The sequence below is a fragment of the Kitasatospora sp. NPDC085464 genome (assembly GCF_044541955.1).
Classification (GTDB): domain Bacteria; phylum Actinomycetota; class Actinomycetes; order Streptomycetales; family Streptomycetaceae; genus Kitasatospora.
In genome coordinates, this window is the sequence record NZ_JBITTM010000005.1 from 212,770 (window position 1) to 228,628 (window position 15,859).

The window sequence follows — 15,859 nt, forward strand, 5'->3', positions numbered from 1 at the left end:
AATGGCAGCGGCCGGCCCGGCTCGCGAGGGAGGTGTGTCCCGCGAGCCGGGCCGGCCTGGGCGTGTCCCGCGCCCATGTCCACTGTGCGGCGATCACCCGGTCGAGCGGTCACCCGACATGACCATCCCGGAGGATCGATTCGCTCCGCAGCAGCGGTGGTTCCTGAAACCCCGGAAGGGTCAGAGCGCGACGCCGTGCGCGCGCAGGTAGGTGACCGGGTTGATGTCCGAGCCGTACTCCGGGGTGGTGCGGATCTCGAAGTGCAGGTGCGGGCCGGTCACGTTGCCGGTGGCGCCGGAGAGGCCGAGCTGCTGGCCGACGGTGACGGTCTGACCGATCTTCACGCCGATCGACGAGAGGTGCGCGTACTGCGCGTACTTGCCGTCGGCGAGCTTGATCTCGACCTCGTTGCCGTAGGCGCCGCCGTTGCCGGCCTTGACCACGACACCGTTGGCGACGGCGCGCAGCGGGGTACCGGTGGAGCAGACGAAGTCCTGGCCGGTGTGGTGGCCGGAGGCCCACATCGAGCCGGCGACACCGTAGGCCTCGCCCAGGACCGGGTTGGCCAGCGGCGCGACGTAGCCGGCGGTGGCGGCGACCGGAGCGGCGGTCACGGCCGGGGCCGGAGCGGCGGTCTGAACCTGGGTCTGCACCGGGGCGGCCGGCTTCGCGGCCTCGGTCTTGGCCTGGACCTTGACCTGCGGCTTGGCCGGCGTGGCGGGCTTGGCCGGAGCGGCCGGCTTCGCCGGGGCGGCGTCGGCGGACGGCGCGACGGCGTGGCCGGCGATGGTGAGCTGCTGGCCCGGGAAGATCAGGTTCGGGTTGGCGCCGACGACCGAGCGGTTCTGCTCGTACAGCGCGTGCCAGCCGCCCTCGACGTTCTTGACGTCGGCGATCTTGGACAGGGTGTCACCGCTGACGACGCGGTAGCTCTCGTGCGCGGCGGCCGGAGCGGCCTGCGCGGCCGGCTTGGCGTCGGCGGCGGGGGCGGCGGCAGCGGCAGCGGCGGGGGCGGCCTGCGCGACCGGGGCGGCCGGGGCGGTGTGGGCCTGGGCGCTGATCGCGGTCACGAGCGGGAGGGCGAAGGAGGCGCCGGTGACGGCGGTGGCGATGCCGATGCGGGCGGCGCGGGGCAGGGCGATACGACGAGCCTGAGCAGGCATGGAAGTTTCCTCTCCGACGCCTGCGAGGTGAGCTGTCGGGTTCGGGCTGGAGTTGCCCGGCCGCATGCGCGGCTTCACCCCAAGCCGGCCCTGGACGCCCGCGCCCTGAGGCGCGAACTCCGGTCCGGCGACTTACCTGTGGGTCCCCCGCTCCTGCCGTACAGAGTTCAGTTCGAACCACCCGGGCAGCGGCAGGACTCGGCGTTCCACCCGGTGGATCCGTCCGGGCTGGCCGGGCGGTCGCTGAACTAAAACCCATCCGTTCGGGTGAAGCAATGTCGATCTCTTGAATCCGCAACGACCCCCGGGGATCCGGTCACCCTCCGAATGATCCGCGGCACGGTGTGTACACAATCCATTCACCCCGTGCCACTGATCCACGACCCTGCGCCGACGACGACGGCGCTGCGCAGTCGTCCGCTCACGCACCGCCAGCCTCCAACACACCCACCGGTGAGCCTTGTCACGTACGCCCCACGGGGCCAGGATCGGGCCGTGGCCACCTCCGAAGCAGGCACCCTGCGCCTGGGCACCGCGCAGGGTCGCTGGGTACTCCTGGCAACGGTGCTCGGATCCAGCATGGCGATGCTCGACGGCACCGTGGTGAACGTCGCCCTGCCCCGCATCGGCGCCGACCTGGGCGCCTCCCTGGCGTCCCTGCAATGGACGCTGAACGCCTATCTGCTCACCCTGGCGGGCCTGATCCTGCTCGGCGGCGCGCTCGGCGACCGGTACGGCAGACGCCGGGTCTTCCTGATCGGCGTGGTCTGGTTCGCCGTCGCCTCCGCGGCGTGCGCCGCCGCGCCGAACATCCAGGTGCTGATCGCCGCCCGCGCCGTCCAGGGCATCGGCGGGGCGCTGCTCACGCCCGGCTCGCTCGCCATGCTCCAGGCCGTCTTCCACCCTGACGACCGCTCGGCGGCGGTCGGCCTGTGGTCCGGCCTCGGCGGGGTGTCGGCCGCGGTCGGCCCCTTCCTCGGCGGCTGGCTGGTGGACGGCCCCGGCTGGCGCTGGATCTTCCTGCTGAACCTGCCGCTCGCGGCCGCCGTCATCGCGGTCACCACCCGGTCCGTACCGGAGAGCCGGGACGAGAGCGCCACCGGCCGCTTCGACGTACTGGGCGCGGTGCTCGCCGCGCTCGCGCTCGGCGCGATCACCTACGCGCTGACCGCGGCCGGCGAAGGCGTGTCCCCCGCGGTCTGGGTCAGCGGCGTGATCGGCGTGGTGCTCGGCGTCGCCTTCGTCACCGTCGAGCGCCGCGCGCCCGAACCGATGCTGCCGCTCGGCCTCTTCTCCTCCCGGCTGTTCACCGCCGTGAACCTGGTGACCCTCTGCGTGTACGCCGCCTTCAGCGGCGTGTTCTTCCTGCTGGTGGTGCAGCTGCAGATCGTCGCCGGGTTCTCACCGCTGGTCTCGGGCTTCGCGCTGGTGCCGATCACCATCCTGATGCTGCTGCTGTCGGCGCGCGCCGGCCGGCTTGGCAAGCGGATCGGCCCGCGGATCCCGCTCACCGTCGGCCCCCTGATCTGCGCCGCCGGGGTGCTGCTGATGCTCCGCATCGGCTCCGACTCGTCGTACTGGACGGACGTGCTGCCCGCCGTCACGGTGATGGGCTGCGGGATGACCCTGCTGGTGGCGCCGCTGACGGCGACGGTGCTGGCCGCCGTCGAGGTCCGGCACGCGGGCATCGCCAGCGGGGTCAACAACGCCGCCGCCCGCGCGGCCGGCCTGCTCGCGGTGGCCGCCCTGCCGGCCTTGGCCGGGCTGAGCGGCAACGCCTACCAGGTGCCCTCCGAGGTCGACTCCGCCTTCCACACGGCGATGCTGATCTGCGCGGGCCTGCTGGCCACCGGCGGGCTGATCGCCTTCGCCACCATCCGGGGCAACGTGCTGGCGCCCGAGGAGAAGCCGGTCGCCGAGCCGAACTGCGACTGGCCCTGCGGCACCACCACCCCGCCCTTCGACCCGGGCCACGTCCACACGCGCGAGGGCCCCGCCACCGGTCCGGCGGCGGGGCCCACGCCCGAGAGCTGACGCGACGTCACCTCACCGGGACGTCACGGGACATCGACCTCAGAGGATGTCACCCGGCGCGTACTTGGCGGCCTCCGGGTAGGCGGCCGCGACGGCCTCCACCAGGCGGACCACCTCGGCGACCTGGGCGCCGGCCGCACCGGTGAAGGAGAGCTTGTCGGCCAGCAGCGCGTCCAGCGCGGCGCGGTCCAGCGGGATCCGCTCGTCGGCGGACAGGCGGTCCAGCAGCTCGTTCTCCCGGGCGCCCGCGCGCATCGCCAGTGCCGAGGCGACGGCGTGCTCCTTGATGACCTCGTGCCCGGTCTCCCGGCCGACGCCCGCGCGCACCGCGCCCATCAGCACCTTGGTGGTGGCGAGGAACGGCAGGTAGCGGTCCAGCTCGGTCTCGATCACGGCGGGGAAGGCGCCGAACTCGTCGAGAACGGTCAGGAAGGTCTCCAGCAGGCCGTCAAAGGCGAAGAAGGCGTCCGGCAGCGCGACCCGGCGCACCACCGAGCAGGAGACGTCGCCCTCGTTCCACTGGTCGCCGGCCAGCTCGCCGGTCATCGAGGCGTAGCCGCGCAGGATGACGGCCAGGCCGTTGACGCGCTCGCAGGAGCGGGTGTTCATCTTGTGCGGCATCGCCGAGGAGCCGACCTGGCCCTCCTTGAAGCCCTCCGTGACGAGCTCGTGGCCGGCCATCAGGCGGATGGTCTTGGCCAGGCTGGACGGCGCGGCGGACAGCTGGACGAGGGCGGTGAGCACCTCGAAGTCCAGCGAGCGCGGGTAGACCTGGCCGACGCTGGTCAGCACGTTCTCGAAGCCGAGGTGCCCGGCGACCCGGCGCTCCAGCTCGGCGAGCTTCTCGGTGTCCCCGCCGAGCAGGTCCAGCATGTCCTGGGCGGTGCCGACCGGGCCCTTGATCCCGCGCAGCGGGTAGCGGGCGATCAGCTCCTCCAAGCGGCGGAAGGCGACCAGCAGCTCGTCGGTGATCGACGCGAAGCGCTTGCCCAGGGTGGTGGCCTGCGCGGCCACGTTGTGCGAGCGACCGGCCATGACCAGCTCGGAGTGCTGGGCGGCCAGCTTGGCCAGGCGGACCAGCACGGCCACCGTGCGGTCGCGCACGTGTTCCAGCGACTGGCGGATCTGCAGCTGCTCGACGTTCTCGGTCAGATCCCGCGAGGTCATGCCCTTGTGGATCTGCTCGTGGCCGGCGAGCTCACTGAACTCCTCGATCCGGGCCTTCACGTCGTGGCGGGTGATCCGCTCACGGGCGGCGATCGAGCCGAGGTCGACCTGGTCGATCACCCGCTCGTAGTCGGCGACGGCGTTCGCCGGCACCTCGACACCGAGGTCCTGCTGGGCCTTCAGGACGGCCAGCCACAGGTGGCGCTCAAGGACCACCTTGTGCTCGGGGGACCACAGCTGGGCCAGGGTCGCCGAGGCGTACCGGGAGGCCAGGACATTGGGGATCTGGGGCTTCGCGCTCACGCTTCGCAAGAGTAACAGCCGAGGTCACGCCGGACGTCGGCGGATGGGGTGGGCTGGGTCAATTGAGCGACCTTCAGGTGACGCGCCACAACCTTCTCACCGCAATAATACCACATCGATGAACGGACTTCCACCGACCGCCCGAGAATCCAGCGGTGTCCTCCCCGAGGCCCTGCGCACCGAACAGCACCGCCTCACCCGGCTCTACGACCGGCTGGACACCGTCCGCGAACGCGCCCGCCGCACCGCCGCCGGGGCCCACGACGCAGCCGCACCCGACGGCACCCACCAGGCCCGGCTGGAGCGCGAGGTCCGCGCCCGCGAGGCCACCCGCCACGCCGCCCGGCTCGACGCCGTCGAACGCGGGCTCTGCTTCGGCCGCCTCGACGAGCGCGACGGCACCGTCCGCTACATCGGCCGCACCGGCCTGACCGACGACGCGTACGAACCGCTGCTGCTCGACTGGCGCACCCCGGCCGCCCGCCCGTTCTACACCGCGACCCCCGCCGCCCCCGGCACCGTCGTCCGCCGCCGCCACCTGCACACCCGCGGCCGCACCCTCACCGGTCTGGACGACGAGGCGCTCGACCTCGCCAGGCTCGACGACTCCGGCCGCCGCGGTCTGGTCGGTGAGGCCGCCCTGCTCGCCGCCCTCGACCGGGAACGCACCGGCCGGATGGGCAGCGCCGTCGCCACCATCCAGGCCGAGCAGGACCGGGTGATCCGCTCCCCGCTGCGCGGCGCCCTGGTCGTCCAGGGCGGCCCCGGCACCGGCAAGACCCTCGCCGCCCTGCACCGCGCCGCCTACCTGTTGTTCACCCACCGCGCCGCGCTGGAGCGCCGCGGCGTCCTGCTGATCGGCCCCAACCCCGGGTTCCTGCGGTACATCGACGAGGTGCTGCCCGCGCTCGGCGAGACCGAGGTGCTGCTGCGCACCGTCGGCGAGCTCTACCCCGGTGTCACCGCGGCCGGCACCGACGCCCCCGCCACGGCGGTCGCCAAGGGCGGCCCCTGGATGGCCGGGGTCCTCCGCCGCGCCCTCGCGGCGCACCAGTCGGCGCCTGCCGAGGGCCTCGACCTCGGCGAGGGACTGACCGTCTCCGCGCGGGCCTGCGCCCAGGCCCGGGACGCCGCCCGCGGCCTGCGCGTGCCGCACAACCGGGCCCGCGCCTTCTACCTGCGCACCCTGCTCGACGCCCTCGCCATCGCCCAGGCGCTTTCCCTCGGCCGCCCGTACGACGAGGAGGAGGCCCACTACGCCCCGCGGTGGCCTGGCGCGCCGTCCTGCGCCGCGTCCCGGCCGGCTCGCTCACCATCGTCGGCGACCTCGCCCAGACCGGCTCCCCGGCGGGGGCCCGCAGTTGGGCCGAGATGCTCGACCCACACCTGCCCGGCCGCTGGCGCGAGGAACGCCTGAACGTCAACTACCGTACGCCGGAGCCGATCATGGCGCTCGCCGCAGCCGTCCTGCGCACCGTGGCGCCCGACCAGCAGCCGCCCGAGTCCATCCGCCCCGGCACCGAGCGCCCGCGCGCGGTCCCCGTCCCGGACGCCGACTTCGCCACCGCGCTCGCCCGGCTCCCCGGAACGCCGGGCACCCTGGGCGTGATCGCCCCGGACGACCTGGCTGCGGAGCTGGGCGCGGTGACCGTCGCGGCCGCCAAGGGGCTGGAGTTCGACGCGGTCGTCGTGGTCGAGCCGGCCGCCCTCCGCCCGCGCGACCGCTACGTCGCCCTCACCCGGTCCACCCGCACGCTCACCCTGCTCCACCACCGGCCCCTGCCGCCGGAACTCGCGGCGCTGCTCTGACGACGGCGGGTTCACCCGGCGCCGGCGGCACGGGCGGCGCCGGCGGCACGGGACCTACTGCGCGACGCCCGTCCGGCCGGCCAGCACCGGCAGGACCTGCGAGCAGATCGAGTGCAGGGCGATCCGCTGCTCGTCGGTCATCTCCTGGAAGGCCTGGTGGGTGCGGGCCATCTCGCCGCGGATGCGGGCCAGGATCTCCCGGCCCGCGTCCGTGATCACCACGATCTTCACCCGGCGGTCACCGGCCGCCGCCGCCCGGTTGGCCAGGCCCAGCGACTCCAGCCGGTCCACGATCCCGGTGACGTTCGACGCGTCGCAGCCCAGCCGCCCGGCCAGCGCGCGCATCGGCACCGGCTCCTGCACCGCGCCCAGTGCCTTGGCCTGCGAGGAGGAGAGCCCGTGCCGGGCCGCGGCCGCCGCGAAGTCCTGGAAGTAGGCGGCACCGACGGCGGCCAACACCTCCATCAGCTCGGCGTTGGTCGGTACGGTCGTCGTCGCTGTCGAACCCATGGGGTCAGGGTACGACCAGGTGCTTCAGCAACTCAAGCTTTGACCAGGGCAACCGTCCGCGAGCCGGCTCACGCCGCCGCCCGTCGGCCCCCCGGTCCTGCCCGACGGGCAGGCCGGCCCCGTCCGCCGGGCAAGCGCGTAGCGGCGCCGCTCAGAGCACCAGCTGGTCGAACAGCCGCCGCAGCTCCGCGTCCGGGTTCGCGGTCAGCCCCGTGTGCACCGGCCCCGGCTGGACGATCGCACTGCGCGGCGCGGTCAGCCAGCGGAACCGCTGCCCCGGGCTGTCCCCCGCCGCCGGACCGGCCTGCGGCCCGCCCAGGCAGACCGCCTCGATCCCGTGCAGCGCCCGCCGCACGCCCTGCACGTCCGCGACCGGGTCCAGCGCCAGCAGCCGCGCCTGGTCCAGGTGGGTGCGCGCGGCCAGGTGCGAACTCTGCCGGCAGTACAGCAGCACCCCCACGTTCACGCACTCGCCCCGCTCCACCCGCGGCACCGCGCGGATCACGGCGTACTCGTAGTCGTGCAGCTCGACGATGGCTGGCAGCGCGGACGTCGACGACGCGGTCATGCGGGCACCTCCGGGAGCCAGTCACGCGGACCGGCCAGTCGCTCGGTCAGCTGGGCACGGTACGCGGCGCGCACCTCGTCGGGCGAGTCGAAGCCGAACTCGTCCGTCAGCCAGATCTCGGGGATCTCCGCGACGGCCGCCTCGATCGCCGCCTCCGCGAGCGGCGAGAGCGCCTTGTCCGCCGCCTCCAGGTCCGGCCGGGCGCCCAGCAGCGCGTGGTCGGACGCGTCGTACGGGCGGCGCACCCAGGCGGCGGCGCCGGGCCAGTTGTGGTGGAAGATCAGGCTCGCGCCGTGGTCGATCAGCCGCAGCCCGCCGGTCGCCACCAGCAGGTTGGGGTTGCGCCAGGACCGGTCCACATTGCCGATCAGCGCGTCGAACCAGAGCACCTGGCCCGCGAGTTCCGGATCCACCTCGAAGCAGAGCGGATCGAAGTTGAGCGCACCGCTGACGAAGGCCATCCCGAGGTTGGTCCCGCCGCTGGCCCGCATCTGGTCCTGGATCTGGTGGTCCGGCTCACTGCGTGCGAGCACCGGGTCCAGGTCGACGGCCACCAGCTCCGGCACCGGCAGCCCCAGCCGCCGCCCCAGCTCCCCGGCCAGCACCTCCGCGACCAGCGCCTTACGCCCCTGCGCCGCACCGACCCATTTCAGCGCGTAGAGCCGCCGATCATCGGCCTCGACCAGGCCCGGCATCGAGCCGCCTTCTCGCAGTGGCGTCACGTACCGGATCGCCGTCACCTCGGGTAGCACGCCTCCCACCCTATCGGTGCCACCACCCCCACACCCGCCGCCCCCAGCCGCACGGACGGCCCCTCCCACCCCGTCTCCCCCATCCACCCCACCCCAGTGGCAGCCCCCGCTGCTCCGTGCGAGTGTGGCGGACAGTAACGGGGACCTTCACGGCAAAGGGATGAGCGATGGAACGACCTCGGATCCTGATCGTGGGCGGTGGCTTCGCCGGCCTGGAGTGCGCCCGCCGTCTCGAACACAAGCTGTCACCGTCGGAGGCCGAGATCTCGCTGGTCACGCCGTTCAGCTACCAGCTCTACCTCCCCCTCCTCCCCCATGTCGCCGCCGGCGTCCTCACCCCGCAGTCCGTGGCCGTCTCCCTGCGCCGTTCGCTGCGCCGCACCCACATCGTCCCCGGCGGCGCCATCGGCGTGGACCCGGCCTCCAAGGTGTGCGTCGTCCGCAAGATCACCGACGAGGTGATCGCGCAGCGGTACGACATCCTGGTGCTCGCCCCGGGCAGCGTCACCCGCACCTTCGACATCCCCGGCCTGACCGACTACGCCCGCGGCATGAAGACGCTCGCCGAGGCGGCCTACGTCCGCGACCACGTGATCGCCCAACTCGACCTCGCCTCGACCTCCCTGGACCAGCGGGAGCGCGAGTCCCGGCTGCAGTTCGTGGTCGTCGGCGGCGGCTACGCGGGCACCGAGACGGCCGCCTGCCTGCAGCGTCTGACCACTGCGGCCTCGCACCGCTACCCGCGGCTGGACGCCCGGCAGATCAAGTGGCACCTGATCGACATCGCCCCGAAGCTGATGCCCGAGCTCGGCGACCCGCTCGGCGAGGCCGCCCTGGAGGTGCTGCGGGCGCGCGGCATCGAGGTGTCACTGGGTGTGTCGGTGGCCGAGGTCGGTGCCGAGTCGGTCAAGTTCACCGACGGACGGGTGCTCCCCTGCCGGACGCTGATCTGGACCGCCGGCGTGGCCGCGAGCCCGCTGATCGGCACCCTGGACGCCGAGACCGTCCGCGGACGGCTGGCGGTGACGGCGGAGATGCGGGTGCCGCAGTTCGAGGGCGTGTTCGCGCTCGGCGACGCCGCCGCCGTTCCCGACCTCGCGAAGGGCGACGGCGCGGTCTGCCCGCCGACCGCCCAGCACTCCGCCCGCCAGGGCCGCGTGGTGGCGAACAACGTGATCGCCTCGCTCCGCAACCAGCCCCTGGAGCCTTACTACCACAAGGACTTGGGCCTGGTGGTGGACCTCGGCGGCAAGGACGCGGTCTCCAAGCCCCTCGGGGTGGAGCTGCGCGGCGTACCGGCCCAACTAGTGGCGCGTGGTTACCACTTGATGGCGATGCGCACCAATGTGGCCAAGTTCCGGGTGGGTGCCAACTGGCTGCTCAACGCGACCGCCGGGGACGACTTCGTCCGCACCGGATTCCTGGCCCGCCAGCCCGCCCGGCTGCGCGACTTCGAGTACACCGACGCCTACCTGACGAAGGATCAGGTACGCGCCCACGCCCAGTCCTTGCTCGCCAAGGGCTGAGCGAGCCGACGCCGGCGCCCCCGCGGTCAGGTCCGCGGGGGCACCGGAGCGGTGCGGTCGGTCAGCACGCGGTCGGCGCGCGGTCAGCGCGTTGTCGGCGCGCTGCGGTCGGCGCGCTGCGGTCAGCGCGCGGTCAGCGCGCGGTCAGGTACATCCCGCTCGCGTCCTGCCCGGCCGTGTTGTGGCACGAGTAGTCACCGCTCGGACGGCCCCACAGCAGCGTCAGGCAGCGCCCGACCGCCTGCTGGCCGTAGTAGTTGGGGTGCATCGACTCCTGCAGCGCGCCCTGCGTGGAGTTGAGCCCGCCGTCCAGGAAGCGCGCCCACTCGCTGGTGGTCGCGGACGGGCCGGAGCTCGCGGTCGGCTGCTTGGTGGCCGTCGAGCAGACCTCGCGGCCCTGCAGCATGTCCGACAGGTCCAGGAACTGCGCGCCCTTGGACGCGGCGACGCCCGCCAGCGCCTGGGAGATCTGCGGCACCATCGAGTCGCGGGCCCAGTCGGCGTCCCCGTCCCAGAACGGGCAGCCACCGGTGTTGGAGCGGGTCCATCCGCTCTCGGGGTACCGCATCTCGGCGCTGCGCGGGATCGGCGACGGGTAGGACTGCAGCACCAACCGGTAGTCCGACTGCGCGTAGCCCGCGCCGGCCATCACGGCGCGGATCTCGTCGATCGCCTTGCCGACGCCCGCCATCGCGGTGGGCATCTTGTCGTCGATCTGGGACTGCGCGGAGTCGTGGCAGTACGAGTACCAGATCAGGTAGTCCTGGACGCAGCTGGAGATGACGTCCGCGAAGCCCAGGTCGTTGCCGCCGATCGACAGGGTGATCAGCTTGACGTTGTTCTGCCGTGCCACGGTGGCGAGTTGGTCGGCCTGCGGGGCCTCGCCCTTGTACGACTGGCCGCCGTTGGAGGCGCGGAAGACGTTGTCGGTGACGGCGCCGGAACAGGCCAGGTTGATCTCGTTCTGGGCACCGGTCGAGGCGCTGAGCACCTCGGCGACGTCGGAACGGTCGCAGCCGCTGGACGCCGTGGCGCCGTAGACCCGCGAGGGGTCGTACGAACTGCCGGTCCAGGCACGGTCGGAGCCGTTGCGGCTGCCGCTGGTGCCGGCGGAGTTGCCCTTCCAGCGACCGGCCTCGCCGGAGATGTAGCTGTCGCCGAGCGTGACGCTGGCGGTGGGCCCGGAGGGCACGGCGGTCAGGGCGGACGGGGCGGCGTAGGCCGGTGCGGCGACGGCCAGGCCTGCGACGGCGAGCGGGAGGGCGAGGGCTGCGGTGAGCAGCCGTCGGCCGAGTCGAGGCGTGCTGCGGGTGATGCTCGAACGGATTTCGGGCACTGCGGAACTCCTGCGGCTCGGTCTCCCCGTGGCATGGGGAACGGGAAGACGCGTAAGTGAGGGTGGGCCGCCGGCCGGTGGCGCGATGAAGATGACATGCCCTCTCCCGTTACCGCTAGGTATCTGCAGCAGGTTTCCGCTTTTGTTACCGGCGGGTTCAGACCAGACCGGCAACGACGCCCGGATGCCGCCCGCGATTCACACCCGCCACACCCACCCCGTCCGTCCCACGAACCGCCCCTCCGACGACCCCTCCGACGACCCCTCCGCGCCACGCCGACCGCCCCTCCGACGACCTTTCCCGACCACCCTCCGCACCACGCCGACGGTCACACCAGCCGCGAGCCGCCCCCGCCCGTCCCCAGCACCGCCGCCAGGTCCTCCGCCAGACCCCTGGCCTGCGCCGCTTCCAGCCGGGCCGTCGTGAAGCGCAGCCCGGGCGGCGACTGGATCCGGTACCGCGCGCCGGGCGCCGCGACCCATCCGCGCTGCACCAGCGCCGCCAGCGCCGAGGTCTCGTCCGGCACCGGCACCCAGACGTTCAGCCCGCTCTGCCCGTGCGCCTCGATCCCGCGCGCCGCCAGCTCGTCCAGCAGCGCGTCCCGCCGGGCCCGGTAGGTGGCGGCCACGTGCGCGACCGGCGCGGCGTCGGTGCGCCACAGTTCGGCCACGGTGCGCTGCAGCAGGTGGCTGACCCAGCCTGCGCCCAGCCGCAGCCGCCCGACGACCCGTCCGATCGTCTCCGCGTCGCCGACCGCCACCGACACCCGCAGGTCCGGCCCGTACGCCTTGGCCGCCGAGCGGACCACCGCCCAGTGCCGCGAGCCGGCGCCGGCCAGCGGGTGGTACGGCTGGTCGACCATGCCGTGCCCGTGGTCGTCCTCGATCAGCAGCACTCCGGGGTGCTCGGCCAGGACGGCCCTCAGCTCCTCGGCCCGGCAGGCGGTGAGCGCCGCGCCGGTCGGGTTCTGCGCCCGGCTGGTGACCACCACCGCCCGGGCACCCTCGGCCAGCGCCGCCGCGAGCGCGTCGGGCAGCGGACCTTCGTCGTCCAGCCGGACGGGCAGGTGCTTCAGGCCCATCGCGGGCAGCAGGTCGAACAGGCTCCCCCAGCCCGGGTCCTCGACGGCCACCGCGTCGCCGGGGCGCAGCCGGGCGCCGAGGATGCGCTCGATGGTGTCGAGCGAGCCGGAGGCGACGGCGATCGGGCCGCCGGGCAGGCCGTCGGCCTCGAAGGAGGCGCGGGCGAGCGCGAGCAGCTGCGGGTCGGCGGCCGGGTGTCCGTACAGGACCGGTTCGGCGCGCGCGGCCTCGGCGGCGGCCGCGAGGGCGGGGCCGAGGTCGGGCAGCAGCGCCGGGTCGGGGTTGCCGGTGGACAGGTCCCGCGCGTGCGGCGGGACGGGGATGCGGATCTGGTCCCGCGGGGTGAGGGCGGGCCTGGGGAGGATCCGGCTGCCCTTGCGGCCGGCCGTCTCGATCACGCCGCGGTCGCGCAGCAGCCGGTAGGCGGCGGCGACGGTGTTGGGGTTGACGCCCAGTTCGGCGGCGAGGTCGCGCAGCGGGGGCAGCGCGGTTCCGGGGGCGAGCAGTCCGCTGCTCACGCCCTGCTCGATGTGCGCCGCGATTTCGCTGGCGCGTCGGCCTTTCAGCGGATAGTCTCCTAGCACAAACAAAATTATGCACTAGTACATAGAGGTTGTCATGTCAGACAGCACGGAAGGCTCGCCGACCTACTCCCGCACCCCCAGGACCACCCCCACCCGCTACAAGGACCGGGCCACCTGGGAGCAGGAGGCGATCCACGCCATCCTCGACAGCGCCTACATCTGCCACCTCGGCTTCGTCGCCGACGGCGCGCCCGTGGTCCTGCCGACGATCTACGCCCGGGTCGGCAGCCGGCTCTACGTCCACGGCTCGACCGGCAGCCGTCCGATGCGCGGCGCCTCCGGCGAGCAGGGCATGCCGGTCTGCGTCACCGTCACCCAGGTGGACGCGCTGGTGCTGACCAAGTCCGCGTTCAACCACTCGGTGAACTTCCGCTCGGTCATCGCCCACGGCACCGCCCACCAGGTCACCGACCCCGAGGAGCTGGACGTCGCGCTGGCCGCCCTGGTCGACCACGCGATCCCCGGCCGTTCCGCCGAGGTCCGCCCGGCCAACGCGAAGGAGCTCGCCGCGACCGCCGTCCTGCGGCTGGAGCTGGACGAGGTCTCGGCCAAGACCCGCGACGACGACGCCGGCGACGACCCGGCGGACGTCGACCTCCCGTACTGGTCCGGCCTGATACCGGTCACCACCGTGCACGGCACGCCCGTTCCGCACGACGACCGCACCATCCCGCTCCCCGCGCACCTGCGCGGCTACCCCCGCTGACGAGGAACACCCGATGCTGATCAGGTCCTGGGACCGCGGCAACGAGGACGAGTGGCGCGCCTGGCTGGCCGAGGGCCGCGACTTCGGCCTGCTCGCCGCCAACGGCGGCCCGGGCGAGGGCCCGGTGCTCGTCCCGACGCACTTCCTGCTGGACGCCGAACGCGGCGAGATCCTGCTCCACCTCGCCGCGCCCAACCCGCTGCTCGCCGCCGTCCGGTCCGACCCGCAGGTCACCCTCGCGGTCACCGACGGCTACGCCTTCGCCCCGGGCCACTGGCGCGGCGCCCCCGGCACACCGACCAGCTACTACGCCTCGGTGCACTTCCACTGCACCGCCGAGGTCGTGGAGTCCGCCGCCGGCAAGGCGGAGATCCTCAACCGCCAGCTGGCGCACTTCCAGCCCGAGACGCCGGAGGTCCGGGTGGTGCCCGGCGACGGCGAGCTGGCCCGGCAACTGCCCGGTCTGCGCGGGCTCCGGCTGACCGTGAACGAGGTGCGGGCCAAGTTCAAGTACGACGACAAGAAGCCCGCCGAGACGCAGCACGCGATGGCCGACCGGCTCGCCGAGCGGGCGGACGGCGGCGGGCGCGGCCGCGACCACTACGCCGCCGCCCGCATCCAGCTGCTCCGCCGTCACCAGCGGCGCACCACCGCGCCGCGCAGCGTCGGCCCGCGCACCACCCCGCCGGGCACCACCCCGCCACGCAACGCCGCACCGGGCACCACCCCGCCGGGCAACGACGGCTGACTGCGCGTCACCCGTTCGGCCCCGCAACACGGGCGGCGCGGCCCCGGCGCTGCTGCAATGTGACACGAGCCCTGCCCACTCCGCGTCAGAGCGGGCCCGTCCACCCCGGGGAGCGCGCGTGTCCACAGCCAACGGCCAACGGGCGGCCGGCGAGGCCCATCTCGGCCACGTGGTGTTCATCTCGGCGGCCGCCGCCATGGGCGGCTTCCTGTTCGGCTACGACAGCGCAGTGATCAACGGTGCGGTGACGGGCATCCAGAAGCACTTCGCGGTGGGCCACGGCACCACCGCCTTCGTGGTGGCGATCGCGCTGCTGGGCTCGGCGGCCGGTGCGGTGATCGCCGGCCGGCTCGCCGACCACATGGGCCGGGTGCGCACGATGCTGCTGGCCGCCGTGCTGTTCGCGGCCAGCGGCATCGGCTCGATGTTCCCGCCGAACATCGAGGTGCTCGCCATGTGGCGCGTGATCGGCGGCGTCGCGATCGGCATCGCCTCCGTGATCGCGCCCACCTACATCGCCGAGGTCGCGCCCACCGCCTACCGCGGCCGGCTCGCCTCCTTCCAGCAGATGGCGATCGTGCTCGGCATCACCGTCTCGCAGCTCGCCAACTGGGCGCTCAACCAGGCCGCCGGCGGCGAGTCCACCAACCACCTCGGCGGCATCCAGGCCTGGCAGTGGATGCTCGGCGTCGAGACCATCCCGGCCCTGGTCTACGGGCTGATGGCGCTGGCCATCCCGGAGTCGCCGCGCTTCCTGATCGCCGACCACCGCGAGGAGCAGGCCCGCAAGGTGCTGGTCGAGGTCGAGGGCGAGGGCGTCGACCTCGACTTCCGGGTGGCCGAGATCCGCGCGGTGCTGGAGTCCGCCCACAAGCCGCGGCTCAAGGACCTGCTCGGTGGCCGCTTCGGCCTGCTGCCGATCGTCTGGGTCGGCATCGGCGCCTCGGTGTTCCAGCAGTTCGTCGGCATCAACGTGATCTTCTACTACTCCTCCCTGCTCTGGCAGTCGGTCGGCATCAACGAGGCCAACTCGCTCCTGATCAGCCTCTCCACCTCGATCGTCAACGTGATCGGCACGGTGGTCGCGATGGTGCTGGTGGACCGCATCGGCCGCAAACCGCTCGCGCTGGCCGGCTCGGTCGGCATGGCCGCCTCGCTCGGCACCGCCGCCTGGGCGTTCTCCTACCGGCACGGCACCGGCGACAGCGCCACGCTGGACAACACCCACGCCGTCGTCGCCCTGGTCGCGGCGCACGTCTTCGTGTTCTGCTTCGCCTTCTCCTGGGGCGTCGTGGTCTGGGTCCTGCTCGGCGAGATGTTCCCGAACCGGATCCGCGCGCTCGCGCTGTCCGTCGCCGCCTCGGCCCAGTGGATCGCCAACTGGGCGATCACCGTCAGCTTCCCGGACCTCGCCGACTGGAACCTCTCGGCGACGTACGTCATCTACGCGTTCTTCGCACTGCTCTCCATCCCGTTCGTGGCCTTCTGCATCAAGGAGACCAAGGGCCGCGCCCTGGAGGAGATGGGCTGACCCGTCCCGCCCCACCGAATCCCCGCCGCACGCGGCCC

The 15,859-nt window shown here is 73.3% G+C and carries 14 protein-coding genes and 1 riboswitch; of the genes, 7 read left to right on the forward strand and 7 right to left on the reverse strand.

Features of this window, described 5'->3' with window-relative positions; genetic code table 11:
* Positions 1 to 180: 180 nt before the first annotated feature.
* Complete coding sequence (locus ACIGG8_RS06710; protein WP_396546158.1) at positions 181 to 1,164, reverse strand: peptidoglycan DD-metalloendopeptidase family protein; 984 nt, start codon at positions 1,162 to 1,164, stop codon at positions 181 to 183.
* Between the two features lie 2 nt (positions 1,165 to 1,166).
* Positions 1,167 to 1,347, reverse strand: a riboswitch (cyclic di-AMP (ydaO/yuaA leader).
* A 312-nt stretch (positions 1,348 to 1,659) separates the two neighbouring features.
* Here ACIGG8_RS06710 and ACIGG8_RS06715 point away from each other — a divergent pair.
* Positions 1,660 to 3,198 (forward strand): MFS transporter, encoded by a 1,539-nt coding sequence (locus ACIGG8_RS06715; RefSeq protein WP_396546159.1) that lies wholly within the window; start codon positions 1,660 to 1,662, stop codon positions 3,196 to 3,198.
* A 39-nt stretch (positions 3,199 to 3,237) separates the two neighbouring features.
* Here the strand turns inward: ACIGG8_RS06715 and purB are convergent, their stop codons facing one another.
* The gene (purB, locus tag ACIGG8_RS06720) at positions 3,238 to 4,668 is read right to left on the reverse strand and encodes an adenylosuccinate lyase (RefSeq protein ID WP_396546160.1); all 1,431 of its coding nucleotides are present in this window, start codon (positions 4,666 to 4,668) and stop codon (positions 3,238 to 3,240) included.
* A gap of 118 nt (positions 4,669 to 4,786) precedes the next feature.
* Between purB and ACIGG8_RS06725 the strand changes: the two genes are divergently transcribed.
* Both ACIGG8_RS06725 and ACIGG8_RS06730 read left to right on the forward strand, forming a co-directional pair.
* A complete protein-coding gene (locus ACIGG8_RS06725) occupies positions 4,787 to 6,085 on the forward strand; it encodes a HelD family protein (RefSeq protein WP_396546161.1) in 1,299 nt (432 codons plus the stop codon).
* Positions 6,040 to 6,477 carry an ATP-binding domain-containing protein gene (locus ACIGG8_RS06730; RefSeq protein WP_396546162.1) on the forward strand — a complete coding sequence of 146 codons (438 nt, stop codon included), beginning with the start codon at positions 6,040 to 6,042 and terminating at the stop codon, positions 6,475 to 6,477. The genes ACIGG8_RS06725 and ACIGG8_RS06730 overlap by 46 nt, the downstream gene beginning before the upstream one ends.
* A gap of 54 nt (positions 6,478 to 6,531) precedes the next feature.
* On the opposite strand, the gene ACIGG8_RS06735 is transcribed toward ACIGG8_RS06730, so the two are convergent.
* From ACIGG8_RS06735 to ACIGG8_RS06745, 3 genes are all read right to left on the reverse strand, one after another.
* The gene (locus ACIGG8_RS06735; protein WP_396546163.1) at positions 6,532 to 6,987 is read right to left on the reverse strand and encodes a MarR family winged helix-turn-helix transcriptional regulator; all 456 of its coding nucleotides are present in this window, start codon (positions 6,985 to 6,987) and stop codon (positions 6,532 to 6,534) included.
* Positions 6,988 to 7,138: 151 nt separating this feature from the next.
* A complete protein-coding gene (locus ACIGG8_RS06740; RefSeq protein WP_396546164.1) occupies positions 7,139 to 7,555 on the reverse strand; it encodes a DUF3037 domain-containing protein in 417 nt (138 codons plus the stop codon).
* A complete protein-coding gene (locus ACIGG8_RS06745) occupies positions 7,552 to 8,307 on the reverse strand; it encodes a HipA family kinase (protein WP_396546165.1) in 756 nt (251 codons plus the stop codon). Before ACIGG8_RS06745 ends, ACIGG8_RS06740 begins: the two co-directional genes overlap by 4 nt.
* A gap of 167 nt (positions 8,308 to 8,474) precedes the next feature.
* Between ACIGG8_RS06745 and ACIGG8_RS06750 the strand changes: the two genes are divergently transcribed.
* Positions 8,475 to 9,833, forward strand: coding sequence for an NAD(P)/FAD-dependent oxidoreductase (locus ACIGG8_RS06750; protein WP_350524800.1), 1,359 nt, complete (start codon positions 8,475 to 8,477; stop codon positions 9,831 to 9,833).
* A gap of 133 nt (positions 9,834 to 9,966) precedes the next feature.
* Here ACIGG8_RS06750 and ACIGG8_RS06755 read toward each other — a convergent pair whose 3' ends face one another.
* Together ACIGG8_RS06755 and ACIGG8_RS06760 are read right to left on the reverse strand one after the other, a co-directional pair.
* Positions 9,967 to 11,169, reverse strand: coding sequence for a GDSL-type esterase/lipase family protein (locus ACIGG8_RS06755; RefSeq protein WP_396546166.1), 1,203 nt, complete (start codon positions 11,167 to 11,169; stop codon positions 9,967 to 9,969).
* Positions 11,170 to 11,498: 329 nt separating this feature from the next.
* The gene (locus tag ACIGG8_RS06760; protein WP_396546167.1) at positions 11,499 to 12,836 is read right to left on the reverse strand and encodes an aminotransferase class I/II-fold pyridoxal phosphate-dependent enzyme; all 1,338 of its coding nucleotides are present in this window, start codon (positions 12,834 to 12,836) and stop codon (positions 11,499 to 11,501) included.
* 34 nt (positions 12,837 to 12,870) lie between these two features.
* Between ACIGG8_RS06760 and ACIGG8_RS06765 the strand changes: the two genes are divergently transcribed.
* The 3 genes from ACIGG8_RS06765 to ACIGG8_RS06775 all read left to right on the forward strand — a co-directional run bounded on the left by ACIGG8_RS06765 (position 12,871) and on the right by ACIGG8_RS06775 (position 15,821).
* Complete coding sequence (locus tag ACIGG8_RS06765; RefSeq protein ID WP_396546168.1) at positions 12,871 to 13,542, forward strand: pyridoxamine 5'-phosphate oxidase family protein; 672 nt, start codon at positions 12,871 to 12,873, stop codon at positions 13,540 to 13,542.
* A 13-nt stretch (positions 13,543 to 13,555) separates the two neighbouring features.
* The gene (locus tag ACIGG8_RS06770; protein ID WP_396546169.1) at positions 13,556 to 14,290 is read left to right on the forward strand and encodes an FMN-binding negative transcriptional regulator; all 735 of its coding nucleotides are present in this window, start codon (positions 13,556 to 13,558) and stop codon (positions 14,288 to 14,290) included.
* A 118-nt stretch (positions 14,291 to 14,408) separates the two neighbouring features.
* Positions 14,409 to 15,821: a sugar porter family MFS transporter gene (locus tag ACIGG8_RS06775; protein WP_396546170.1), complete on the forward strand. Its 1,413-nt coding sequence runs from the start codon at positions 14,409 to 14,411 to the stop codon at positions 15,819 to 15,821.
* Positions 15,822 to 15,859 lie beyond the last annotated feature (38 nt).